This is a genomic window from Streptomyces sp. NPDC051684, from assembly GCF_044453445.1.
Classification (GTDB): Bacteria; Actinomycetota; Actinomycetes; order Streptomycetales; family Streptomycetaceae; genus Streptomyces.
Window position 1 is genome coordinate 17,741 of the sequence record NZ_JBITCS010000052.1, and the last position, 24,371, is coordinate 42,111.

A 24,371-nucleotide genomic window follows, 5' to 3' on the forward strand; every position below is an offset into this window, starting at 1 on the left:
TTACTTGGCGCCGAGGCCGGCGTCGGAGACCTCGTCCTCACCCTCCGCCTTGAGGACCTTGTTGAGCGGCGCGAGGTCGTAGATGCCCTTGAGGTCGGGCTTTTCGAGGAGTCCGGACTTCACCGCGTGCTTCGCCTCGCTGTCGAGGGTCGAGGCCAGCGGGTCGTCGAGGAAGTCGATGGACTTCCAGGCCGGGTCGATGACATCGGCGGGCAGCGCCTTGCCCGAGAGCTTCTGGAGCGCCGCGTTGGCGGAGGCCTTGGCCTTCGCCGGGTTGGCGTTGATCCACTTGTTGGTCTTCACCGAGCCGCGCAGCACGGCCTCGACGACGTCCGGGTGCTCCTTGAGGAACTTCTGCGAAACGATCATGTTCGTGATCACGAACCTTTTGTCGGGCCACAGGTTGGCCTCGTCGAGGATGGCCTTGCCGCCTTCGGAGACGAGCTTGGACGCGGTCGGCTCGGGGACCCAGGCGCCGTCGATGGAGCCGGACTTGTAGGCGTCCGGCGTGATCTTGTTGTCGGTGCGGACCACGGAGACGTCGCCCTTGCCGCTCTGGGGGTCGACCTTCCAGCCCTTCTCCGCGATCCAGTTGAGGAACGCGACGTCCTGCGTGTTGCCGAACTGGGGTGTGGCGATCTTCTTGCCCTTGAGGTCGTCCAGGGACTTGATCTTCTTCGGGTTCACGACCAGCTTGACGCCGCCGGAGGCCGAACCGCCGATGATCCGCAGGGACGTGCCCTGGGACTTGGTGTAGCCGTTGATGGAGGGGGAGGGGCCGATCCAGCCGATGTCGATGGACCCGGCGTTGAGCGCCTCGATCTCGGAGGGTCCCGCGTTGAAGGTCGACGGCTTGATCTCGGTGCCGCCGAGCTCCTTCTCCAGCAGTCCCTGCTGGACGCCCACCAGCGCGGTGCCGTGCGTCAGGTTGGGGAAGTAGCCGATCTTCACCTCGTCGGCCGAGAGCTTCTTGGCGCCGGACGCGGCCTTGGCCTGGTCGCCGCCGTCGTTCGACTGGGACCCGTAGCCGCACGCCGTCAGCAAGAGGGGGAGGGCTGCTGTGGCGGCGAGGGCGCGCAGGGTGGTGGTGCGGGAGCGTGCGGGAGACACGGAGGTGTCCTCTCGGGGAATGAGTGGTTCAGGGGAGGCGCTCGGGGCGCCGCGGGACCGGGGCCGGTGGCTCAGGCGGCGCGACAGATGGCGCTGGAGGTGCGGCCGAGGTCGATGTGACGGCGCGAGGTCAGCAGGAGGCGCGACAGGTCCGCGTGACTGAGCGTGCGCATGGCCACCCCCTGGCTTCCCCAGTTTTCCTACCTGACAGATAGGGATCGTGGCAGAAGGTGACGCTCGCCCCAAGAGGGTGTTCATCATATGGACGTAGATGTCTCGTATTTCGAGAACACCGTGAAAACCCTCAGGCGGGAAGGGCGAACGGAGGTTGCGCACCATTGAGGAAGTAGTCGCCGATGTCGCGGAGTTGGTGCCCGAGCGGCTCGTACAGCGTGTGCGTGCGGGCGTTGCGCCAGAAACGGTCGAAGCCGAGGCGGGCGGACGCGGCGCGCGGTCCCACGATGTCCAGGGCCCGGGCCGTGGACTCCTGCGCCGCCCTGGAAGCGGCGGTCTCCGCCATGGTCACCAGCGCGGCGGCCTCCGCGTACGCGTCGTGGGAGAGCTCGTCGCCGAGCGTGAGCGCGTCCTGTACGGCGCCCAGTGCCTGGTCGGCGAGCGCGGACGCGGAGCGGACGAGGACGGTGAGCTCCCCGTAGGTGGTCAGCACCTGCGGGTCGTGCGGGCTGCCGACCGGCCAGGCCGGATGCAGGGGCGTGGGGCCCGTCCTGCTGTACTCGCGGGCCTCTGCGAGGGTTCCCTCGGCCGTGCCGAGCAGGACCTGGACGGAGACGAGGTGGGCGACCGGCGACGCCAGTGCCGTGCGGGGCGGCAGGAGATCCTCGTCCGCGAGGAGCGGGCCGAGCACCTCGTCGGCGGCGACCGGCACGTCGTCGAACTCCACGCTGCCGCCGGCCGCGAGCCGACGGCCGAAGGTGTCCGCCGCCGCGTCGATCACGACGCCGGGACGGTGGGCGTCCACCGCGACGGCCAGCGGTGCGCCGGTGTCCGCCCGCACGACCCGCACGGCGAGCCGGTCGGCGGCCAGGACCCCGGTGGTGTAGTCCTGCCGCCCGTTGAGCACCAGCCCGCCGGGGCTGCTCGTCAGTGTCGGCGTGGGTTCCTGGCGGGCGAAGCCGCCGCCCCAGCACCACTGATCGGCCGCGGACCGCTCCTCGATCCGTGCGGCGGGTGCGGGCCCGCCGAAGAACCGGGCGCTTCCCGCCAAGAAGTAGTGACTGCCCAGGAGTTGGCCGATCGCGCCGTCCGCAGCGGCGATCTCGCGGACGACGGCGAGGGCGGCGGTCCAGTCCCAGCCGCCCCCGCCACTCCCGCCGCTCTCGGCCGGCGCCGGAGGTGTCAGCAGGCCCGCCTCGCGCAGCCGTGACACCTCGTCGACGGGGGCCTTGCCCGCCTGCTCCCTGGCGACCGCGTCCGTGGCGAGGTCGTCCGCCACCTCGCGGGCCACCCGCAGCCAGTACGGATGGTCGGGTCCGGTCCGGTCGTCGGACGACGGGGCGGAACGGGGCGACGCGATGGCGGGGACCGTCACGGCGCTCTCCTCAAGGTCGGTGGCAGGGGGCAGAGTTGGTGCTGTCCTGCCGGTCGGGTCGCCGCTCGGGGACGTACTTGTACCCCACGCGTCGTACGGTGACGATCCGCCGGCGGTGGGCCCTGCCCAGCTTGCGCCGCAGCCGGGCGATGTGGACGTCCACCGTGCGGCCGTCACCGACGTGGTCGTAGCCCCATACGGCGGTCACGAGGAGTTCGCGCGTCAGCACGTGGTGCGGGCGCTGCACGAGATGGGCGAGGAGCGCGAACTCCAGGTAGGTGAGGTCGAGTTCACGGCCCTCCAGCTCTGCGACGTGCCGCACCGGGTCGATGCGGATGACGTCGTCGTCCGCCGGTGGTGCGGCGGCCGGCGGGAGGGCGGTGGCCGGGGCCGCGGGGTCGACCGGGCGGAGCTCCGGCCGGGGCCCGCCCTCGGCGAAGAGCGCGGTGGGGTCGGTGCCCTCCGGGACGAGCAGCAGGTATCCGACCATCGGTACGGAGCCGCGCTGCCCGGCGCCGCCCCGCGGGGTGTCGCGGACGAGGCTGAGGTGGCGGGCGTCGGTGGGTGGCGCGGTGGCGTGGGTGGTGCGGGTCTGCGGTGCCGTGGTCATGGCGGTAGTCCCTCGGTGGTGTGTCGGGCCGCAGGGGTGCGGTGGGTGAACCGGTCCTGGTGGCCTGGGAATCGGCGTGCGGAGCGGCACGGTCCGGCCGGTGGGTCGGGTGCCTTGCGCGCGACAGCACGCGGCGCTGACGACGTGACCAAAGTCGACATGCCGACGACGAACGAGTCGCTGCTGCGTACGGGACATGTGTACCATCCTGTGTGCCGGAGCGGGCCCGGTCAAGGATTTCCTAGTAATTCGATAGGGAAAGTGGGGAAGGTGTGGCGCAGCTCACCGGTCGCCGCCGATCGCGGGGCGTGGGTCGGCCGCCGTGACCCGGCTCAACCAGGCGCGGGCGGCGGCGAGTCGGCCGCGCAGCCGTTGCGGCGGCGTGGGCGGCAGCGTCCGCGAGTCGCCCCGCGCGTAGTGCCGCTCGACGTAGAACGGCCCCACGCCGAGCATGCTGGTGACCGCGATGTACCAGAGGGTCGCGACCATGAGCAGCGGGATCACCTGGTACGTCTGGTTGTAGATGAGCTGCGCCGAGTACAGCAGGTCGTGCACGGCGAGCACGCTCACGATGCTCGTGCCCTTCAGGGTGCCGATCAGCATGTTCCCCGCGGTGGGCACGATCGAGCGCATCGCCTGCGGGACGACGATCCGGCGCAGTGTGCGGCGCCTGCTGAGCCCCAGCGTCTGGGCGGCCAGGGCCTGTCCGGAGTCCACGGAGACGATGCCGCCGCGCACCACCTCGGCGGCGTACGCGGTCTCGTGCAGCGTCAGGCCGATCAGTGCGGTGAGGGTCGGGCCGAACAGGTTCACCGTCTTGACCGTGACGAACTCCGGGCCGAACGGGATGCCGAGACCGAGCGTGGGGTGCAGGGTGCCGATGTTGAACCAGAACAGCAGCTGCACCAGGAGCGGCGTGGACCGGAAGATCCACACGTAGCCCCAACTCAGCGTGCGCAGCACCGGGTTGGCGGACATCCGCATCGTCGCGAGGACGGTGCCGAGCAGGAAGCCGAGCACCATCACGGCGGCCGTCAGCCACACCGTCAGGAACAGCCCGTCGAGCACGGCGGAGGTGGTGAAGTAGTGGCCCACCACCTCCCACCGGAAGGCGCCGTTGCGGACCACCGGGGAGTAGAGGCCGCCCGCGATGCGGGCGCCGCTTGACGCGACCGCCGATGTCCTGCTCAATTGTCCGCATGACTGCCCAGCGCCTGGTCTCGCGTGACCACATCGACTTCGGTCGGGTGTGGTCCGCGGCGTGTTGCGCCTGATCCGGCAGCGGGCCCTGTGACCGGCCCTTCCCACCCTCGGTGACCCCGTCGCGGGCCGAGTCCTGCTCTGACGCGCGCTGCCGCGAGCCCTTCCTTTCACGACCTCTCGTGACACTTCACGATGCTCGACGTCGTCACACCTGACCTGACCCGCGGCTCTCCGTACCGACGGGTCGTCATTCGCCATGTCTCCGGCGCGCCGCGTACCGGTCGCACACCTGAAAGGCTCCCGACCCGTGAATCTGCCCGGGACCAGAACCCGACCGCGTCTCGCCGCCCTCCTCCTGCTGCCGCTCCTCGCGCTGACCGCCTGCGGCTCGGGCGGCGGTGGAACCGACGACGCCGCCGGGGCGGGCGCCCGGGCGGCCGCCGCGCCGACCGGCAACCCTGTCGCCGACGTACGTACGGTGGACTCCGCCGCCACGCTGCTGCCCGCCGACGTCCGCAAGAAGGGCACGCTGCGCATCGGCAGCTCGACCGGCGGTCCGCCCGCCGCGTACTACCCGAACGGCACCGGGAAGAAGCCCGTGGGCCAGGACATCGACCTCGCCGACGCGGCGGCCAAGGTGCTCGGCCTCCAACTGCGCCGCCAGGACGCCTCGTTCGAGACGATCCTCCCGGCCCTGGAGAGCGGCAAGTACCACCTCGGCACCGGCAACGTCGGTGTCACCGGCGAGCGCCTGAAGACCATCGACTTCGTCACCTACATCAACGACGGCCAGGGCTTCGCGGTCAAGACGGGCGACACCTCGTTCGGCAAGAAGATCACCGACCTTGCGCAGCTCTGCGGCCGGCACATCGGCGTCGGCGCGGGCACCACGTTCGAGGCCACCCTCGACGCGGAAAAGGCGCGCTGCGCCAAGGCGGGCAAGAAGCCGTACGACGTTCAGGTCTTCTCCGACAACGGAGCCACCCTCACCGCGCTCCAGCAGGGCCGCATCGACGTGATCATGTCGACCATCAACGGCCTGATCCAAACGACAGGCCCTAGGCGAGCAAGTACGCCTCGCAGACCACCTTCCTCGGCGAGTTCCACCGGCTCGACGTCGGCTTCGCCTTCAAGAAGGGCTCCCGGCTGACCAAGGCATTCCGGGCCGCGGTCAACGAGCTGATCAAGGACGGGACGTACGAGCGGATCCTCAAGAAGTGGGGCACGTCCGAGTCCGCGATCGAGACATCACGCATCAACCCGCCCGAGCACACGTGACGTTCGGGCTGGGACACACCTGAGCGGGTGCGGGACACCGACCACGGCCGCCCGCACCCGCCCCGTTCACGACACCACGGCTACTTGGTGATCACCTCGCTCACCACCGGAGCCGTCGAACCGTCGGCCCACACGAGCCGCACCGCGTCCGCGCTCGTCCCGGCGGGCGCGGACAGGCTCGTGACGGGGCCGTCGAGCGCGCCGAGGTCCTGCCACGTACCGTCGACGCGCATCTGCACTCGCGCCTTGGAGGACGTCGCGTCGTCCGGGCGCAGCACCGTCACCGAGGACACGGCGCGCGGCGCCGGGTACGTCACCGTGAGCGCGTCACCTGAGGCCGGGGCCGAGCCGGCGCGGTAGGCGTTCTCCGGGACGCCGTCCGCCGCCGCGGCGAGGCCGCTGCCCTCCGCCCCGGCCGGGCCGCCGCTCACCGTCGGGCGGTCGGTGCGGGCCACCGTGAACTCCCGCACGACCAGCCAGTTCGTCTGGTCGGCCGTCGCGCGGGCGCGCACGTACCGGGCGCTCGTGCCGCTCGGCACGTCCGCCGTCCACGTCGCCTTCCCGCTGAACTCCGCGCCCAGCGCGTGCCACGTCGTGCCGTCCGACGAATACTCCAGAACACCCTTGTGCAGGTAGTCCTCGGTGCTGCCGGACTTCCCCATGGCCACCGTCACCGAGCCGAGCGGCTGCTCACCGCCCAGGTCGACACCGACACCCTCGCCCGTTTTCGGGGCCCGGCCGCTCCAGAAATACGTGGCGTCGTCGCCGTCGGTCATCCGGTCGGCCGTGTTGCCGTTGTAGACCGGCAACTTGGTGGTGCCGGTCGGCTGCGGCGGCAGGCCGAGGTCCTTGTTGGAGGTGTCCCGCACCTTCGCGAAGAACGGTTCGAGCACACCCTCGCCCACGATCACCGGGACCTTGTTGCCGCCCAGGTCGGTGTACCGGAACGACTTCGCCTCGGCGACCAGGCCGGGCAGCTGCTGACGGAGCGTCCAGGCCGCGTCCGCGTGCCCGGCGCGCTGCTCCTCGAGCATCCGCACCGCCGCGACCCCGGCCCTGCCCCATGCTTCCGCCGAGTCCAGCCACGGCCCGGAGTCCTCGACGAAGCCCTTCTCGACGCGGCGGCGAATCGTCGCCGGCGCGTCCCGCAGCGCCGCGAACGCGGCCTTCAGTTCGGACGCCGGTACGGAACCGTCCCAGTAGCCCTGCATCAGCTTCGCCAGCTCGGGCGCCTCCACGGAGTCCATCCGCGAGCTGTGGTTGAGGTCCGTGAACGCCCGCAGCGCCCGCGCCACCTTGGCCTTCCCGCCCGCCGCCTCCTCGACGGCCGCCAGGTAGGACGCGTCGGCGTCGTACGCCGAGTCGTTCCACGTGTAGTCGGCCACGGTGTGCAGGGCGAGCTTCGAGGCGTACGGCTGGATCATCGGGTTGGCGGTGATCCCGGCCAGCTCCTCGGCGAGCCCCTTCTCGCGCCCGCTGAACGGGCCGAGGAACAGCCGACCGGTGGCGAAGTCGTTGACGGGATAGTTGTCCCACGTCAGGATCTCGTGCCCGAAGACCGCCTTGGCCCGCTTCGCCTGAGCCACCGTCATCGTCGGCGCGACGACACCCTCGCCCGTCCACTCGACGAGCACATCCTTGTCGAGCTGCCCGGAGATCGCCGTCTTGTACGGCGTGGAGGTGGTGTTGTAGTACTCCGTCGGCACCATCTGCAGCGGCAGGGCGCCCTCATGGGTCTTGATGAACCGCTGGTTGACCCGGTTGAGCAGATACGCCTGCGCCTGTCCGGCGGCGCCGCCGCCGGTGCCCCACTTCGCCTTGTCCGCGTCGCAGTTCCAGTCGGTGTAGCTGATGTCGTCCAGCGGCACCGCGAACTGCCGCACCCCGATGTCCCACAGCGTCTGGAACTTGTCGGTGAGCGCCTTGAGGTCGTCGTCGGAGCTGTAGCAGACGCTCAGTCCGGGGGAGAGGGCGTAGGTGAACTCGACGTGGTTCGCGCGCGCCCGGTCCACCAACTCCTTTATCTGGTCGAGCTGTTCGACCGGGTACGGGTCGCGCCACTTGGCGCGCAGATACGGGTCGTCCTTCGGCGAGTACACGTAGATGTTCATCTTGTGCTCGCCGTAGTAGTCGAGCTGGTCCAGGCGCGCCTGGTGCGACCACGGGGTGCCGTAGAAGCCCTCGATGACACCGCGCACCGGCGTCGCGGGCCAGTCGCGCACGGCCAGCCCGCGCACGGTGGCGCCGGGCGACGTGCGGTGCGGCAGCACCTGGCGCAGCGACTGCGCCGCGTAGTACGTCCCGGTGGCATCGGCGCCGGACAGCACGATGCGGCCCGCGCCCTTGCCGCCCATGGCGAGGACGTACCCCTCGGCGGCGAGCCCGGCGGGACCTTCGGTGTCCAGGGCGTCGAGCGCGCCCGCCGACGCCGGATTCTCGGACGGGCCACCGACGTAAACAGCCAGCGAACCCGTGCCGGCGGGAGCCTTCGGGGCGGTGGTGACCTTCCGCGCCCCGGCCGCCTTCAGTACGGCGGTGGTCAGTTTCACGGCGGCCGGATCGGACTTCGCGCCGGTGACCACGGTGACCGCGGGGGTGATGACGACCCGGTCGGAGCGCTGCCGCTCGCTGTGCGGGGCCGGGGTGATGGCGGGCGCTCCCTCATCGGACCCGGCGGCGGCCGGGCCCGTGCCGAAGGTGAGGGGAGCGGCGGCCAGGGCCGCGACGGCGAGGACGGCGACGAGTGGCGTCCTGCGGGATCTGTGCTTCGGGCGGAACATGAGTGAACCTCCACGGTTGGCACATGCAACATGCTGTAGCGGACTAGACCACTTCGGTGATGGGCTGTCAATGTTGCGTGAAGAAAGGGAAGTTCAAGCAGTTTCACGCATCGCAGTGCTCTGGTCCGCCGACCCCCAGAGCGGCGCCGAGCACCAACAGCCCCTGTGTCGTACGAGGGTTGACCCCGGTCAGCGCGTCGACGCGGGACAGGCGGTTGTCGATCGTGTTCGGGTGGACGTGGAGCTGCTGTGCGGTCCGCCGCCGGTTGAAGTCGCTGGCGAAGTAGGCGCCGACCGTCGCCAGTAGATCCGGTTCCGTGCGCAGCCGCTCCACGAGGGAGCGCAGCTGCGGGACCGCCTCGCTCTCGTGGCGGAGGTGGTACGCGAAGAGATGGTCGCCGAGCACGGCCACCTCGCCGGGAGCGGCCGCGAGGGGAAGGAGTCGGCGGGCCTGCGCGGCCGCGGCCGGGATCCCGGCGTGGTCACCGGCGTGCGCGAAACCGGCGGTCGTGTCGACGCCCGTGGCCTGCTGGAGCCGTCGCAGTGCGGCGCGCGCAGCCTGCGGTCCATGGTCCTCGCGGCCGGGATCAGAGGGCACGAGGACGAGCCCGCCGTCCGGGTCGAGGGCGGTCAGCAGGTCCGCGTCACCGGCGGCCTCGCCGAAGGCGCGGAGCAGCTCCTCGCTGAGCCGATGCACCTTGCGGCGCCCGGCGAGGCGCCGCCCGAGCGCGTCCCCGATGGACTCCGAGGCGTCCGTGGCGAAGCGCAGCGCGAGCACCGCGTAGGAGTCGGCGAGCCGGATGCCGAAACGCGTGGCCGACTCCCCGGCCCGCTCACCCGCCACCAGCGCCCGCACCGTCGCCCGCCGCGCCTCGCACTCCTCGCTGCGCGCGGCCTGGAACTCCTGCTGGTGCGCGTCGAGGGCCTCGCGCGTCACGTGCCGCACCCAGCGCAGCAGCACCGCACCCGCCTCCGGCGGCAGTTCGCCGTCGGCGACCTGGGTCAGCTCGTACCACAGCTCCTCGGCACACAGGTGATAGGCCTCCATGAAGTGCGCCGCCGGGAGCCCCTCCGCGCCCCGCGCATGGGCGCGCTCGCGGAACGGCCGCAGTTCCTCGTCGTGTGGCTCGCGCAGCTCCCGGACCATGCGGATGTAGAGCCGGAATCCCTCGCGGCAGGAGTGCGCCATATACCGGTGCAAATGCTCCGTCACGACGCCCTGGTAGTGCGGGGAACCGTCCACGTACCTGCGCATGACGCGGTCCGCCACCGCCGGTATCCGTCGTTCCAGCCTGTCCCACATCCCTTGTGACATGTCACAGGAGGCTAGCCGAAATCCTGGTGACCAAGCGCTTACTCCCAGTGGTTCGCGTCGGCACAGTGGGAGGCGTCCGCGGTGGGCCGAGCCACAGGGAGTTGTCCATTGGTGCCCGATGTCATGCGTTGCGAGCCGCTGTTCCGGCCGAAGTCCATTGCCGTGGTGGGCGTATCGGCGTCCCAAGAGCTGTCCTGGGGGCGCATCACCGTACGGCGGCTGCTGTCCGGTGGGTACGAGGGCGATCTCTACGCCATCACCAGGGGAGAGCTGACCCTGCCGGGCGTACGCACCGTGGGATCGCTCGCCGAGATCGGGCACGGCCCGGACCTCGTCGTCCTCGCGACCCCCGCGGCGACCGTGCCCGCCCTCCTGCGCGAAGCCCGCGAGGCCGGCGCGGGCGCGGCGGTCGTCTACGCCTCCGGCTTCGCCGAGGAGGGCGACGACGCGCTCCAGGACGAACTGCGCGCCGCCGCCGGTGACATGCCGGTGCTCGGCCCCAACTGCCTCGGCCTGGTGAGCCGTCCGGCCGGGGTACAGGTGTCGACGACGGTGTTCCTGGACCGCGAGCGCGCCGAACCCGGCCCGGTCGCCATCGTCACCCAGAGCGGCGCGGTCGGCTTCGTCCTCGCCGACCTCCTGGAACGGGCGGGCCTCGGGTACTCCTACTACGCCAGCGTCGGCAACGAAGCCTGCCTGTCCGTCGGCGAACTCGGCGGCCACCTGCTTGCGCAGCCCGACGTCGAGGTGCTGGTCCTGTACCTGGAGGGCGTCCGCGACGCGGCGGGACTGCGGGAACTGGGCCGCCTGGCCCGGGAGTCAGGCAAGCACGTCGTCGCACTGACCGTGGGCCGCAGCGCCGCGGGCCGCAGGGCCGCCCTCTCGCACACCGCCGCCGTCGCGGGCGACCATCTGCTGCTCGCGTCGCTGTGCCGGCAGGAGGGCATCCGGCTGGTGACCGACGACGACCAACTGGTGGACGCCGTGCTGTGCGCCCGCCGTGGCATCCGGCTCCCGCCCGCGCCACGGCTCGCGGTCCTCACCATGTCCGGCGGCGCGGGCGGTGTGCTCGCCGACAACCTGACGGCGATGGGCGTCCGCGTGCCGGCGCTGTCGGCCGAGACCCGGCGCCGACTGGCCGAGATCGGCGGCGTGGAGGCCACCGACGCCAACCCCGTCGACCTCGGCGGCAATCTGTTCCGCTGGATGGACCGCGTCGAGGACCTCCTGGGCGCGCTCGACGAGGACCCCGAACTCGACGGCGTCGTCCTGTACTTGACGTTCGGCGACCTGTTCCCGGAGGCGTACCAGCGCCTCGCACGGGCGGCGCGGTCGATGCGCACACCGGCCTGGTTCATCTGGGCATGCGCGCCCTCAGGAGCGCTCGAACGGCTCGGGATGCCGGAGACGGTCGTGGGCAGCATGGGCGCGTTCCTGCGACGGCTGCGCGTCCTGGTCCCGGATGCCGCACCGGCCAGGGACGTGCCGCACGAGCGGCCCGCCGCGGCGCGCTGGGCCTGGTCCGAGCTGCGGTCCGCGCCGCTGACCGAGGCGGCGGGCATCGCGCACGTCCCGACCGTGTCCGCCGCGAGCGCGGACGGCCTCGTCGCCGAGGTGCGTCGCGCCGGCTGGCGCGGTCCCTACGTCCTCAAGGGCGACGCCGCCGACGTCCCGCACAGAGTGCGGCACGGTCTCGTACGGGTCGGTGTGGAGAAGCCTCAACTCTTCGGGCAAGCACAGGAGGTGGCAAGATTGCTGGAGGCCGAGTCCACCGACCCCGACCGTCGTCTGGCGGCCCAGCCTCTCCTGGAGCACACCGCTGAGTTGGCCCTCGGCGCGACCCACGACCCGGTCTACGGAACCGCCCTGCTGCTCGGCGCGGGCGGCGACCAAGCCGAGGACCCCGCGGCGCCACGGCGAGGGCTGCTGCTGCCGGCCACCGACGACCAGATCCGTGAACTGGCCGATTGGGCCGCCTTCGTACTGGACGCGCCCGCCGAGGCGACCGCGCTGGCCATCACCTCCCTGGCCCGGCTGTTGGACGAGCACCCCGGCATCGAAGAGGTCGACATCAACCCGCTGTGCATCGTCGGCGACCGGCTGATCGCCGTCGACGCGCTGATCACACACCACGAGGAAGAAGGAGCCCGCAAGTGACCGACGACCTGCTCGAATACGCCGACCGTGTATGGCGCGGCGAGGCCAGTACGAAGGTCTACCACTTCGGTGAGCTGCGCCGCGAAGGACTGTGCGAGGTCGCCGACGGGATGTGGATGTGGCCGGCCTTCGGCAACGTCTACCTGTTCCCCACCTCCGACGGCCTGTTCTGCTACGACACCGGGGAGAAGCGCACGGCGGCCGATCTGCACGCCGCCGTCCGGGCCCGCACGGACGCGCCGCTGCACACCGCCGTGTACTCCCACGGACACATCGACCACGTCTTCGGAGCGGCCCCTTTCGACGCCGAGGCCACCGAGCGAGGCGCGCCCCGCCCGCTGGTCCTCGCGCACGAGAACACCCCACCGCGGTTCCGCCGCTACGCCGCGTCCGCCGGCTACAACGGCGTGATCAACCAACGCCAGTTCCAGCGACCCGACTTCCGCTGGCCGACCGACTACCGCCACCCCGACCTCACGTACTCCGACCGCACCGACCTGCGCGTGGGCGACCTGGACGTACGACTGCGGCACGCGCGCGGCGAAACGGACGACGCCACCATCGCGTGGCTGCCCGAGCGCGGGATCCTGTGCTGCGGCGACTTCTTCATCTGGTCGTCCCCGAACCCCGGCAATCCCCAGAAGGTCCAGCGCTACGCCCTGGAATGGGCGCAGGCCCTGCGCTGGATGGCTTCCCTGGGCGCGGATATCCTGCTGCCGGGCCACGGCGTGCCGATCGTCGGCGCCGAGCGCATCCGCACCGCGCTCACCGACACCGCCGACTTCCTGCAGACCCTGCACGACCAGACGCTGGCCGCCATGAACGCCGGGGCGACCCTCGACGAGGTCGTCCACGAGGTCACCGCCCCCGCCGAGCTGCTGCGCAAGCCGTACCTCAAGCCGTCCTACGACGAGCCCGAGTTCGTCGTCCGCAACCTGTGGCGGCTGTACGGGGGTTGGTACGACGGCGACCCCTCCCACCTCAAGCCCGCCCGCCGCGGCGAGCTGTCCCGCGAGATCGCGCAGCTGACCGGCGGCGCGGACCGGCTCGCCGAACGGGCCCGCGAACTCCTCGCGCGCGGCGAGCACCGGCTGGCCGGCCACTTCGCCCAACTGGCCGCCGACGCCGCCCCGGACGACAAGGACGCGCACGCGGCCCGCGCCGAGGTCTTCGCCGCCCTGGAGAAGGCGGCCACGTCGACGATGGCCAAGGGCGTCTACGCCTGGGCCACCGCCGAGTCCCGCGCCGTCGTCGCGGGCGACGACCTCGACAGCCAGCTCCGCGCGCGGACCGCGGGCCGTACCCGGTGGGCCATTTGACGAAGGAGTGAAGGCGTGAACGTCCCCTCCGCACACCCTGCTTCCGCCCGGACCGGCACGAGACCCGACCACCGCCCGCAGGCCCGGGGGCCAGAGCACCGCAGCTCCCGGCGCGCCTGGCTGGTGACCGTCCTGCTGCTGGTCTTCATGCTGATCAACTTCCTCGACAAGGCCGTCCTCGGCCTGGCGGCGAAGCCGATCATGCACGACCTGGGGCTCAGCCCCAGCGAGTACGGGCTGCTCTCCAGCGGCTTCTACTTCCTCTTCAGCCTCTCGGCGATCCTCGTCGGCCTCGCCTCCGACCGCGTGCCCACGAAGTGGCTGCTCATGGCGATGGCCGTGGTGTGGGCGCTGACCATGCTGCCGGTCCTCGCACCCGTCGGATTCGGTGTCCTGCTCGCCAGCCGCATCGTCCTCGGCGCGGCCGAGGGCCCCGCCAACCCGGTCGCCATGCACGCCGTGCACAAGTGGTTCCCCAACGAGCGGCGGAGCCTGCCCACCGCGCTGCTCAACGTGGGCCCCGGCATCGGCGTGGCGCTGGCCTCCCCGCTGCTCGTCGCGGTGATCGCCACGTTCGGCTGGCGGTGGGCGTTCGTGTCCCTGTTCGTGGTCGGCGTGGTGTGGGCACCGCTGTGGGCCGTCCTGGGCAGGGAGGGAAATGCTTCCGACACCGGGTCCCCGCACGCGAGCGGGACACCGGCCGCCGAGGCCGACGAGCCCCACGTCCCCTACCACCGCATCCTGCTCAGCGGCACCTGGCTGGGCGGATTCGTGGCCTCCTTCGCCGCCTACTGGGCACTGGCCCTGCTGATCGCGTGGGTGCCGCCCTACCTGGAGACCGTCCTCGGTCACAGCGCGTCCACCACCGGCACCCTGGTGGTGCTGCCCTGGATCGCCACGGCCGTGTTCAACCTCGGGCAGGGCGTGCTCACGCAGTGGCTGATGCGGCGCGGTGTCTCCAGTCGGATCGCCCGCGGCGTGCTCGGCGGGGTCGGCATCCTCGTGGCGGGCGCCGCGATGCTGCTGTTCCCCGTCGCCCCCGGCGGGCGGCCGCAACTGGCCCTGCTCACCGTCGCGTTCGGTCTGGGCGGCATCCTCTTCGCCATCGGTGTCACGGTCACCAGCGAGATCACACCCGCCCGGCAGCGCGGCTCCGTCCTGTCGATCACCGTCGGGATCGTCACGACGGCCGGCCTGCTCGCCCCGTACGTGACCGGACTCATCATCGAGGCGGCACCGGACCCGGCCGCCGGATACGGCCTCGCGTTCACCGCGGCAGGAGTGCTCATGCTGGTCGGCGGCGTGCTAGCCGTGATCTTCGTACGCCCCGAACGCGATGCCCGCCGCCTCGGCCGCACCCGCCCGTGAAGACCCGACCCGCCCCGCACGAAGGAGCGTTGCCCGTGCTCACCACGAAGCCCGAAGACAACCCCCTGCTCGGCTCCCGAGAGGTCCACGTCGTCGCACCGGGCGTCTGGACCATCGGTTTGCAGGGCAACAGCCTCGCCGTGGAGACCGACGAGGGGCTGCTCGTCATCGACTCGGGACCCGCCCCGGCCGTCGTCCCCAAGGCCCTCGACCGGCTGCGCGAGCACACCGACAAACCGGTGCGCTGGATCGTCTACAGCCACGGCCACCTCGGCTACAACTACGGAGTGCCCGGCTTCCTCGACGCCGCGGCCGAACGCGGCGAGCCCCGGCCGACGGTCGTCGCCCACGAGCACGTGGTGCGCCGCTACCGCCGCTACCTGGAGACCGCCGGACTGCAGAACCACATCAATACCCGTCAGTTCCGCCGGAGTTCGGACGCCTTTCCTTCCGTTCCGCCGCTGACCTTCCCCGACCAGACGTACAGCGATTCCCTCACGCTGGGCAGCACCGGACGCACGGTGCGCCTCCTGTGGGCGCCTTCGGAGACCGACGACGTGACCGCCGTCTGGTTGCCGAAGGAGCGGATCCTGTACGGCAGCGCCGCCGTCATCAACGGCATCCCCAACATCGGCACACCGATGCGCACCATGCGCGACACCGTCCGCTGGGCCGACACCCTCGACCGGCTAGCCGCTCTCCAACCTGCCGTCGTGGTGCCCGAGTTCGGGCCGGTCATCCGAGAAGGTGGCGCCGAGCAGCTCACCGCGACCGCGGCGGCCCTGCGCTGGCTGCGCCGGGCGGTCGTCGACCGCCTCAACGAGGGTGCGTGCGCGGACGACATCGTGCACGAACTCGACTACCCCGCCGAGCTGTTCGACGTCCCGTGGATGCAGGAGAACTACGGCCACCGCGAGTACATCGTCCGGGACATTGTGCGCTCCGAGACCGGCTGGTGGGACGGGAACCCGACGACCCTGCACCCCGCGCGGCCCGCCGTCGCCGCGGCGGCCCGCGCGGAGGCGATCACCGACAAACAGGCGGTGCTCGACCACGCGGCCCGGCTGCGGGACGCGGGCCGGGTCCAGGAGGCGCTGCACGTCGTCGACCTCCTGGCCCTGGCACCCGGCGACGCCCCCGGGCTCGCGGCGGCGCGCGAGCTCAAGAGCGAACTGTGCGGCCTGCGGGCGAAGGAGGCCACCAGCTACGTCTCCCGCAGCTGCTACCGCGTGACGGACTGAACCACCCGCCCGACGGGGACCGAATTCAGCCCAGCGTGAGCCTGACCTGCACCGGCAGGTGGTCGCTCGGGTACTGGCCGTCCTTCTGGTACGTGTTGATGGCCGCCGAGTGCACGCTCACGCCCGGCGTGGCGAGGATCCAGTCGATGCGGTCGCCGTCCGGGACGAGCGGCTTGTAGCCGTGGAACGTCGCGTAGAGCCTGCTGCGTTGGGCGGCCGTGTCCCAGGTGTCCTTGAGGCCCGCGGCGAGGAGCTGGTCGTAGACCGGATTGCCGTGCGCGGCCACGTTGAAGTCGCCGGTCATCAGCAGCGGCAGGGAGGTGTCGAGGGCCGCGACGCGCGCGGCGATCAGCTCCGCCGACTTCACGCGGGAGAGCTGGACCTGGTGGTCGAAGTGGGTGTTGAGGACGTAGAACTCCTTGCCGCCCTCGGTGAGATCGGCGAAGCGCACCCAGGTGGCCATCCGGATCACCGAGTTGCCCCAGGTCTTCGAGCCGATCAGCTCCGGGGTGTCGGAGAGCCAGAAGTGGTCGAACTCGACGGGGCGCAGGCGTCGCGTGTCGTAGAAGACGGTGCCGAACTCGTCCCGGCTGCCGCCCGCTCTGCCCGTGCCGATCCAGGCGTAGTGCTCGCCCAAGTCCGCGTGAATGTCCTGGAGTTGATGGTAGAGGCCCTCCTGGGTGCCGATGACGTGCGGCCGTTCCTGGCGGAGCAGGTCGCGCATCACGGGGCGGCGGTCCGCCCAGGAGTGGGGCGAGGTGTCGGAGGCGTAGCGCAGGTTGAACGTCATGACGTGCAGACGTCCTCCGCGGCCCGCCGTCGCGGCGCCGGCGGGCGCGGCCGCGGTGGTGGTCACCGCCGCCGCGGCGGGAAGCGCGGCGGCCAGGGCGAGCGCGGTCCGCAGTCCGTGGCGGCGCGTGAGGCGGGGGTGCTCGGTCATGGGTCCTCCCGGTGCGTTGGTGGCAGGGCAGGGGGCCCACGATGGCGAGCTCGGGTGAGGCGGAGATGAACGGTCGGCGGCGGGGGATGTGACGTCTGTGGGCCCTTGAATTCTTTGTGCCCAAGGGGTGTTGGAGTGATGCGGGGGTCTTCCGTCGTTCCGACTGAGACGGGGGGGGGGGGGGGGGGGGGGGCCCCCCCCCCCCCCCCCCCCCCCCCCGCCCCCGTCGAAGCACGAGGTCAGGACGACGCCAACTCCTTCTCCAACGGCGTACGAAACCGTGGCGTGACCCGGGTCCCGTCCAGCCAGGACGACAACCGGCCCGCCTCCGCCGCGACCGCCCGCTCCGCGGCTCGCCCGCCGGACGTGTCCAGCAACCGCCACACCACCTCGCCCCCCGCACCCTGCCCCCACCCACCCACGATCCGCCCGCCCCACCACACCGTCGGACCGATGTTCCCGCTGCCGTCGAAGAGCGCGGGGCGCAGCTCCGGCGGGCAGTACCAGTCCCGCTCCTGCCATCCCATCGACGTAGGATCGAGGCCCGGAAGGAGTGCCGCCCACGGCTCCAAGTCCCCTTGCGGCGCGTCCACTTGATCGGGCATCACATACCCCGTGCCGCCGCCGTCCAGCGACACCGTCACCGCCCCCACCGCGGCGAGCGCCTTGCGCACGTCCGTGACCTTCCACCCCGTCCACCACTTGAGGTCCGCCTCCGTGGCGGGCCCGCACGCCCCCAGCCACCGCCCGAGCAGCTCCGCCTGCGCCCCGGCGACCGGTAGCTCCGGATGCGGCGGCGCGACCGCCCACCGGAACTGCGAGGACGTCCACGAGCCGAGCGGCCTGCCCCGGACGACCCGGCCCTCCACCCCGAGCACCCTCATGAGCCGCGACGACACCGTCTGCTCGGCCTCGTAGCTCCTGCCGCGCCCGTACGTGAACTTCTCCCGCAACCGCGGCTCGTCCGCCACGAGTTCGCCCACCGTGGCCTCCCCGCGCCGCTCAAGGGCGGCCAGCGCCGCCGCCTCCACCTCCACCAGCCACTCGGGCGTGAGGCGCCCGTCGCTCCCGGCCACCAGGTCCTTGACCAGCCCGGCCCGCGCCTTCGCCGCCACCGCGAGCCCGGTCGACGCGTGCACCGTCGCCGCCAGCTCCGTCGGGAAGGTGAACACGGTGTGCCGCATGCCGTGCATCCGCACCAGCGTCCGGTCCTCGTACAGCGCCCGCTCGACGTCCGCGACGGTCCCCGAGGGGTCCGCGAGCCGCGCCCCCACCGCCAGATACACGGTCGCCGGATCCGTGCCGTGCAGCGCCACGAGCGAGCGCGCGACGTCCGAGGGGCGATCCGCGCGCACCGCGGGGGAGAGGCGGTGGGCGAGGGCGAGGCGGACCCGCCGCTCCTCGTCACCGATGTGGCGCACGGTCCCTGTGCTCTTCGTGTTCATGCGGCACATCCTGCCCGCCGGCGCCCCGTGAAGGTCACCTGTTTGCCCCCCCTTGGCATGCGCCCCGGCCCTGCCCCACCGTTGACTTGAGCGACCAGGTGTGGCGGTCGAGCGGAGGTGTCGGCGATGGCGGACGTACGACGAGGTGCGCGAGGCGCCCGAGCGGTGGGCGCGGTCCTGTGCGTGGCGGCCCTGACCGTGGCCGCGGCCGGCTGCTCCGACGACGGCGACAACCCGTCGAGCGCCGCGTCGAAGGCCGCGTCCGCCGCCTCCTCCGCCGCGTCCAGGGCCTCGGACGTGGTGGCGTCGGCGACCGCGGAGGCGCAGAAGAAGTTCGACGACTTCAAGGACGGCGTCGACGCCAAGGGCGACGTGAAGCTCGGCGACGTGAAGGCCGACGGCGACCGCAGCACGGTTCCCGTCACCGTCGACAACAGCACGTCGGACACCAAGTCGTACGCCGTCCAGGTCAGCTTCAAGAACGGCGACGGCAAGCTCGTGGACACCGTCGTGCTCAACGTGAACGACGTGCCGGGCGGCGACTCGAAGGAGGCCATCGCCCACAGCACCCACTCCCTCGACGGCGACATCACCGCCGAGGTCTCCCGCGCCCTGCGTCATTGACCTGCGGGGCGCCCCGCCATGAGCAGCCCCGCCGAACGCGCAGCCCAGGGCCGACGGGCCCGCAAGCACAGCCCCCGCTCCTCGCACGGCCCGTGGATACCGTCCGCCGACCGCCCCGACCCCGTCGTGACCCTGGAACGGCAGGGCGCCGACCGGCTCCGCGACCTGCTGCCCATCCGCTACGGGCGGATGGCGGCGAGCCCCTTCGCCTTCCTGCGCGGCGCCGCCGCCGTGATGACGGGCGACCTCGCGGCGACCCCGCACACCGGTCTTACCGTCCAACTCTGCGGCGACGCCCACCTGTTGAACTTCGGCCTGTTCGCCGCGCCGGACCGTGCCCTGCTCTTCGACCTCAACGACTTCGACGAGACGTACCCGGGGCCCTTCGAATGGGACGTCAAACGCCTCGCCGCCTCCATAGCCGTCGCGGCCCGCGACGACGGCCACTCCGACAAGCAGGCCCACCGCGCCGCCCTCACCTCCGTCACCGCGTACCGCACCAACATGCGCCGCCTGGCCTCGCTCGGTGAGCTCGCCGTCTGGTACGAGCGGATCGACGCCCACGCGCTGCTCCCGCTGATCCGTTCCGCGCCCCACCGCCGCCGCGCCGAGCACACCCTCGCCCAGGCCACCCGGCGCACCAGCCTGCACGCGCTGGGCAAGCTCACCGAGACCACCCCCGACGGCCGCCGCCGCATCGCCTACGACCCGCCGCTCCTCGAACCGGCCGGGGTATCCGACGCCGCGGCCGTCCGCAAGATGTTCGGCGACTACCGCTCCACGCTCGCCGAGGAACGCCGCCGCCTGCTCGACCGCTACCGCTTCGTCGACGCGGCCCGCAAGGTCGTCGGCGTCGGCAGCGTCGGCACCCGCTGCTTCATCGTGCTGCTCGCCGGGCGCGACGCCGACGACCCGCTCTTCCTCCAGATCAAGGAGGCCACCCGGTCCGTCGTCGAGGACCACATCCCGAACCACGGCCCGTACATCCATCCGGGCCACCGCGTCGTCTCCGGCCAGCGGCTGCTCCAGGCGGCGGGCGACATCTTCCTCGGCTGGATGACGGGACCGCAGGGCCGCTCCTTCTACTGGCGCCAACTGCGCGACATGAAGGGTTCCGCGGACGTCGCCGCCATGGCGCCCGACGAACTCCTCGCGTACGCCCGGCTGTGCGGCACCGCGCTCGCCCGCGCCCACGCCCGCTCCGGCGACCGGGTCGCCATCGCCGCCTACCTCGGCGGCAAGGACGGCTTCGACCGGGCGGTCGCCGCGTTCGCGCTGCACTACGCCGACCAGACCGTCCGGGACCACGCGGAGCTGCGGGGCGCGATATCGGCGGGGGTGCTGACCGCGGCACCCGGGGTGTGACGACCGGTCGCCATGCTGCCGTAGCCGCTACCCCCTCTGGCACATAGGGGAGGTGCTGTGCCGTCACCGACAAGCGCCGACCGTACGGACGACAGCTTCAGCATCGTCGCCGTCGCCGTCGCCGTCGCCGTCGCCGCGTCCGCGGACGGCCTCCATGCCTCTCCCGGAGTGAACGGGTCCACTTCCTGCGCCCCTGCGCCGACCTGCTCCTCGAATCCGTCGCGGGCGCCTACGGACGCCGGGCCATCGCCGTCGTCCTGACCGGCGCGGGTCATGACGGGGCCATGGGTGTCGAAGCCGTGAAGTCCCGCGGCGGTACCGTGATCGCCCAGGATCCGCGCAGCGCGGAATTCCGGGGCATGCCGGAGGCCGCGGAGGGTACGGGCACGGTGGACTGCGTGCTACCGCTGACAGAGATCCCCGCGGCGATCCGGGGACTGGTCGAGAGCAAACAGCAGTAGGCCAAGAAGCAGTGGATAGGGCAGCGATGAGTCAGGCACGGCGCGACGTGGAGACGGACGAGGAGCTGGAAGAGCTGCTCGGCTTCCTGCGGGACGCCCGCGGCTTCGACTTCACCGGCTACCAGCGTTCGTCCCTGGGCCGCCGCATCCGTAAGCGCATGGCCGACGTCGGCCTGGATTCGTACTCCGCGTACCGCGACCGGCTGGAGACGAACGCCGATGAATTCGGTGCCCTCTTCAACACCATCCTCATCAACGTCACCTCCATCTTCCGTGACACCGACGCCTGGACGTACCTCCAGCGCCAGGTGATCCCCGAGGTCCTGGCCGAGCACGGCCCGGAGGACGAGATCAGGGTGTGGAGCGCCGGCTGCTCCAGCGGCGAGGAGGCATACTCGCTGGCCATCATGTTCGCCGAGGCGCTCGGTATCGAGGAGACCCTCAACCGCGTCAAGATCTACGGCACCGATGTCGACGACGAGGCCCTGCGCGACGCCCGGGCCGGCCTCTACCCGACCAAGACCCTGGAACCGCTCTCGGACGCGCTGCGCGAGAAGTACTTCGAGCAGAACGGGGCGCGCTACAGCTTCCGCGCCGACCTGCGCCGCCGCGTCATCTTCGGCCGTCACGACATCACCCGCGACGCCCCCATCTCCCGCCTCGACCTGCTGGTCTGCCGCAACGCGCTGATGTACTTCAACGTCGAGGCGCAGACCCAGATCATCGACCGGTTCCACTTCGCGCTGCGCGAGGGCGGCTTCCTGTTCCTTGGCAAGGCCGAGATGCTGCTCAACGACGCCGACCGCTTCGACGTCGTCAGCATGCGCCAGCGCGTCTTCCGCCGCAGGCCCGGCGACGCCGCGACCCCCTACCAGCCCACCCCGGTGAAGCTCCGCTCGAACCTGGGCGGCGCGATGCAGCACATGGCCCGCAACCGCCAGCTGCGCGACCTGATCCTCGACGCCTCGCCCGGCGCCGTGCTCGCCGTGGACGCCGAGGGCACCGTCGTGCTCATCAACAATCACGCGCGTGTGCAGTTCGGTCTCACCACGAACGACATCGGCCGTCCCTTCCGAGATCTGGAGGTCTCCTACCGGCCGATCGAGCTGCGTTCGCTGATCGAGCAGGCCACGCACGAGCGCCGCACCCTGCGGATCAACGGGGCGGAGCGACGGGGCGGCGCCGACATCCAGTTCTTCGACATCGCGGTCCATCCGCTGGTCGGCACCGCGGGACTGCCGGCGGCCACCCACATCACGTTCACCGACGTGACCGTGGCCACCCAGCTCAAGGCCGAGGTCAAGCGCGTACGCGAGGAGCTGGAGACGGCCTATGAGGAACTCCAGTCCACGAACGAGGAGTTGGAGACCACGAACGAGGAGCTCCAGTCCTCCATCGAGGAGCTGGAAACGACCAACGAGGAACTCCAGTCCACGAACGAGGAGCTGGAGACCACCAACGAGGAACTCCAGTCCGGCAACGAGGAACTGGAGACGATGAACGAGGAGATGCGCACCCGCAGCGACGAGCTCGACGAGACCCGCGCCTTCCTGGAAGGGGTCCTCGCGTCCGTCGCGGCCGCCATCGTCGTGCTCGACAAGGACCTCAAGGTCAAGAGCTGGAACCGGGGCGCGAGCGAGCTGTGGGCTGCGCCAGGACGAGGTGGCCGACCAGCCGTTCTTCGGGCTCGACTTCGGGCTGCCGACCCGGCCACTGCGGGAGGCCGTGGACGACTGCGTCAGGACCCGCGGCCGTGGTGCCCCGGTGGTGATCGCCGCCGTCAACCGCCTCGGCCGCAGCATCAACTGCACGGTGAACTGCAGCCCGTTCGACGGACATGGCGGCGGCGTCGTGCTGCTGATGGAAGAGGGGGGCCGCGGCAACGGAGCCTCCTGATCCGCTCCCGGGGCGTAGGCTGAGGCCATGACCCTCGGGGGGAGTTCGGCGGAGCAGGCGGCCGCTGTATGGCAGCGTGCGGCCTGCTCCCGCGAGCGCGCCGCCCGCGAGCTGGAGTTTGCCCGTACGTACGAGACCCTCGTCGTCGGGGGCAGGAAGCAGCTGCACGTTCGGCTGGCGCACATCCACCGGACGAGCGCGCGGCGGCACGAGCTGACCGCTCAGCTCCTCGAATCCCACGCCCGGCGCGCCGCCCGCTGGGCGGACGTGGGAGGGCGGCCCCCACTGTTCATGACGGGGGTCGCGGAGGCCTGCGGAAGCGACAGCGCCGCCGTCACCCTCGTCGACACCGACCGGAACCAGATCGCGAGCGCCTCCTCCGGCGAGCCCTCGCGCGCCGCACAGGAACTGGAGTACGTCCTCGGCGAGGGCCCGGCGAGCGACGCGGTGCGGAGCCGCTGCGCGGTCGTCGCTTCGGGTGCCGCGCTGACGGACCGCTGGCCGGGCTACGGGCCCGCGGCCGAAGGGCTCGGAATCGGCCACGTCGTCGCCGTGCCCTTGCAGTCCGCCGACAGTTGCATCGGCGCCCTGGCCGCCTTCGACATGCGCGCGGACGGCATGTCCACGACGACGGTGACGCAGATAGCCGACTCCTTGACCCGCAACGTTTTCCTCGGCACCGACGCGGTACCCGGCCTGTTCGGAGGTATCGACTACCGCGCCGAGGTCCACCAGGCCGCGGGCATGGTGGCCGTGCAGGTCGGCTGCCGCATCGCGGATGCACTGGAACTGGTCAAAGTGCGCGCGTTCGCCGAGGGCCGCCCCATCGGCGACATCGCGCGGGATATCGTCCAGGGACGACTCCAACTCGGCTGAGAGGTCTGCACCGTGACACTGCGAGAGCAGGAAGTCGCCGCGGCATTCGCCGAGTTGACAGGCGGCGCCGCCCGCGACCCCGGAGACACCCAGGCCCTGCTGGCCACCCTCGCCGAGGGCGGCAGGCGGCTGTTCCGTGCGCGTGGCGCGAAAGTGGCCTATGTGCCCGGCGGCCGCTCGGCAGCCGCCCTCACCGGCGGCACCGACCCCTCGCTCGGCACCCTCGCGGCCGATGCCGTGCGCTGGGGGGAGGGCGCGGGCTACGACGCCCGTACGACGGGCTGTGCCCTCGTGGACGTCGACGTGACGACGCGCTCCGCACAGCTGCGCTGGCCGCGCTGGTCCGCGCGCGCCAAGGCCCTCGGCTTCGGCAGGGCCACCGCGCTTCCGCTGCGCGGCAGGGACGAGGAGATCGGCGCGTTGGTGCTGTTCACCGCCGCCGACAAGCCGCTGGACGAGGAGGCCCTCGCGTTGGTCCGGCTCTTCGCCGAGGTCGCGGGGCACACCCTCACGCTCCAGCGCGAGCTGGGCGAATCCCAGGTGCTTGCGGGCCAGTTGGAGCACGCGCTGTCCAGCCGGGTCCTCGTGGAGCAGGCCAAGGGCATCCTCGCCGCCCGGAGCGGCCAGTCCCTGGACGAGGCCTTCGCGGTGCTGCGCGGCTACGCGCGTTCCCACCAGCGCAAGCTCGCGGACGTGGCCCGCGAGGTCACGGAGGGCCGAGGCGAACTCATCGCCGGCTAGGGCTTGTCGTGTGGGGTGGGGCCCCCCCCCCCCCCCCCCACCACAACCCCCCCCCCCACCCCCCCCCCACCCCCCCACACACCCCCCCCCCCC

General features: G+C 71.7%; 18 protein-coding genes and 2 pseudogenes. 11 read left to right on the plus strand and 9 right to left on the minus strand.

What is annotated here, in order from left to right:
* The 5 genes from ACIA8D_RS37855 to ACIA8D_RS37875 form a co-directional block, all read right to left on the minus strand.
* Positions 1 to 1,110 carry an ABC transporter substrate-binding protein gene (locus ACIA8D_RS37855; RefSeq protein ID WP_399239326.1) on the minus strand — a complete coding sequence of 370 codons (1,110 nt, stop codon included), beginning with the start codon at positions 1,108 to 1,110 and terminating at the stop codon, positions 1 to 3.
* A gap of 71 nt (positions 1,111 to 1,181) precedes the next feature.
* Positions 1,182 to 1,283 carry a putative leader peptide gene (locus ACIA8D_RS37860; RefSeq protein ID WP_399239328.1) on the minus strand — a complete coding sequence of 34 codons (102 nt, stop codon included), beginning with the start codon at positions 1,281 to 1,283 and terminating at the stop codon, positions 1,182 to 1,184.
* Between the two features lie 131 nt (positions 1,284 to 1,414).
* On the minus strand, positions 1,415 to 2,659 hold the full coding sequence (locus ACIA8D_RS37865; RefSeq protein WP_399239330.1) for an acyl-CoA dehydrogenase family protein: 1,245 nt from the start codon (positions 2,657 to 2,659) through the stop codon (positions 1,415 to 1,417).
* Between the two features lie 10 nt (positions 2,660 to 2,669).
* The gene (locus tag ACIA8D_RS37870) at positions 2,670 to 3,269 is read right to left on the minus strand and encodes a winged helix-turn-helix domain-containing protein (RefSeq protein ID WP_399239332.1); all 600 of its coding nucleotides are present in this window, start codon (positions 3,267 to 3,269) and stop codon (positions 2,670 to 2,672) included.
* A 282-nt stretch (positions 3,270 to 3,551) separates the two neighbouring features.
* Positions 3,552 to 4,421 (minus strand): amino acid ABC transporter permease, encoded by an 870-nt coding sequence (locus tag ACIA8D_RS37875; RefSeq protein WP_399239366.1) that lies wholly within the window; start codon positions 4,419 to 4,421, stop codon positions 3,552 to 3,554.
* A gap of 358 nt (positions 4,422 to 4,779) precedes the next feature.
* On the opposite strand from ACIA8D_RS37875, the pseudogene ACIA8D_RS37880 reads away from it, so the two are divergent.
* Positions 4,780 to 5,750, plus strand: a pseudogene (locus ACIA8D_RS37880) (ABC transporter substrate-binding protein).
* Between the two features lie 80 nt (positions 5,751 to 5,830).
* Here ACIA8D_RS37880 and ACIA8D_RS37885 read toward each other — a convergent pair.
* Complete coding sequence (locus ACIA8D_RS37885) at positions 5,831 to 8,530, minus strand: beta-N-acetylglucosaminidase domain-containing protein (RefSeq protein ID WP_399239334.1); 2,700 nt, start codon at positions 8,528 to 8,530, stop codon at positions 5,831 to 5,833.
* Positions 8,531 to 8,633: 103 nt separating this feature from the next.
* A complete protein-coding gene (locus tag ACIA8D_RS37890; RefSeq protein WP_399239336.1) occupies positions 8,634 to 9,845 on the minus strand; it encodes a PucR family transcriptional regulator in 1,212 nt (403 codons plus the stop codon).
* 111 nt (positions 9,846 to 9,956) lie between these two features.
* Between ACIA8D_RS37890 and ACIA8D_RS37895 the strand changes: the two genes are divergently transcribed.
* Genes ACIA8D_RS37895 through ACIA8D_RS37910 form a run of 4 tightly spaced genes read left to right on the plus strand, consistent with a single transcriptional unit; the run spans position 9,957 to position 15,930 of the window.
* Positions 9,957 to 12,002, plus strand: coding sequence for an acetate--CoA ligase family protein (locus tag ACIA8D_RS37895; RefSeq protein ID WP_399239338.1), 2,046 nt, complete (start codon positions 9,957 to 9,959; stop codon positions 12,000 to 12,002).
* Positions 11,999 to 13,321 (plus strand): alkyl sulfatase dimerization domain-containing protein, encoded by a 1,323-nt coding sequence (locus ACIA8D_RS37900; RefSeq protein WP_399239340.1) that lies wholly within the window; start codon positions 11,999 to 12,001, stop codon positions 13,319 to 13,321. Before ACIA8D_RS37895 ends, ACIA8D_RS37900 begins: the two co-directional genes overlap by 4 nt.
* A gap of 15 nt (positions 13,322 to 13,336) precedes the next feature.
* Complete coding sequence (locus tag ACIA8D_RS37905; RefSeq protein ID WP_399239342.1) at positions 13,337 to 14,689, plus strand: MFS transporter; 1,353 nt, start codon at positions 13,337 to 13,339, stop codon at positions 14,687 to 14,689.
* 35 nt (positions 14,690 to 14,724) lie between these two features.
* A complete protein-coding gene (locus ACIA8D_RS37910) occupies positions 14,725 to 15,930 on the plus strand; it encodes an alkyl sulfatase dimerization domain-containing protein (protein ID WP_399239344.1) in 1,206 nt (401 codons plus the stop codon).
* A 25-nt stretch (positions 15,931 to 15,955) separates the two neighbouring features.
* Here the strand turns inward: ACIA8D_RS37910 and ACIA8D_RS37915 are convergent, their stop codons facing one another.
* Both ACIA8D_RS37915 and ACIA8D_RS37920 read right to left on the minus strand, forming a co-directional pair.
* Positions 15,956 to 16,870 (minus strand): endonuclease/exonuclease/phosphatase family protein, encoded by a 915-nt coding sequence (locus ACIA8D_RS37915; protein WP_399239346.1) that lies wholly within the window; start codon positions 16,868 to 16,870, stop codon positions 15,956 to 15,958.
* Between the two features lie 239 nt (positions 16,871 to 17,109).
* Complete coding sequence (locus tag ACIA8D_RS37920; protein WP_399239348.1) at positions 17,110 to 18,315, minus strand: winged helix DNA-binding domain-containing protein; 1,206 nt, start codon at positions 18,313 to 18,315, stop codon at positions 17,110 to 17,112.
* A gap of 126 nt (positions 18,316 to 18,441) precedes the next feature.
* Between ACIA8D_RS37920 and ACIA8D_RS37925 the strand changes: the two genes are divergently transcribed.
* From ACIA8D_RS37925 to ACIA8D_RS37950, 6 genes and pseudogenes are all read left to right on the plus strand, one after another.
* Entirely contained in the window at positions 18,442 to 18,939 is a 498-nt protein-coding gene (locus ACIA8D_RS37925; protein ID WP_399239350.1) for a hypothetical protein, read from the plus strand.
* 18 nt (positions 18,940 to 18,957) lie between these two features.
* Complete coding sequence (locus tag ACIA8D_RS37930) at positions 18,958 to 20,304, plus strand: DUF2252 domain-containing protein (protein WP_399239352.1); 1,347 nt, start codon at positions 18,958 to 18,960, stop codon at positions 20,302 to 20,304.
* 173 nt (positions 20,305 to 20,477) lie between these two features.
* A pseudogene (locus ACIA8D_RS37935) lies at positions 20,478 to 20,765 on the plus strand (chemotaxis protein CheB); the annotation flags it as partial.
* Positions 20,766 to 20,791: 26 nt separating this feature from the next.
* Entirely contained in the window at positions 20,792 to 22,684 is a 1,893-nt protein-coding gene (locus ACIA8D_RS37940) for a CheR family methyltransferase (protein ID WP_399239354.1), read from the plus strand.
* A gap of 4 nt (positions 22,685 to 22,688) precedes the next feature.
* Positions 22,689 to 23,537 carry a GAF and ANTAR domain-containing protein gene (locus ACIA8D_RS37945; protein ID WP_399239356.1) on the plus strand — a complete coding sequence of 283 codons (849 nt, stop codon included), beginning with the start codon at positions 22,689 to 22,691 and terminating at the stop codon, positions 23,535 to 23,537.
* 12 nt (positions 23,538 to 23,549) lie between these two features.
* Positions 23,550 to 24,278, plus strand: a complete 729-nt coding sequence (locus tag ACIA8D_RS37950; protein ID WP_399239358.1) for an ANTAR domain-containing protein — start codon at positions 23,550 to 23,552, stop codon at positions 24,276 to 24,278.
* Positions 24,279 to 24,371: the final 93 nt, after the last annotated feature.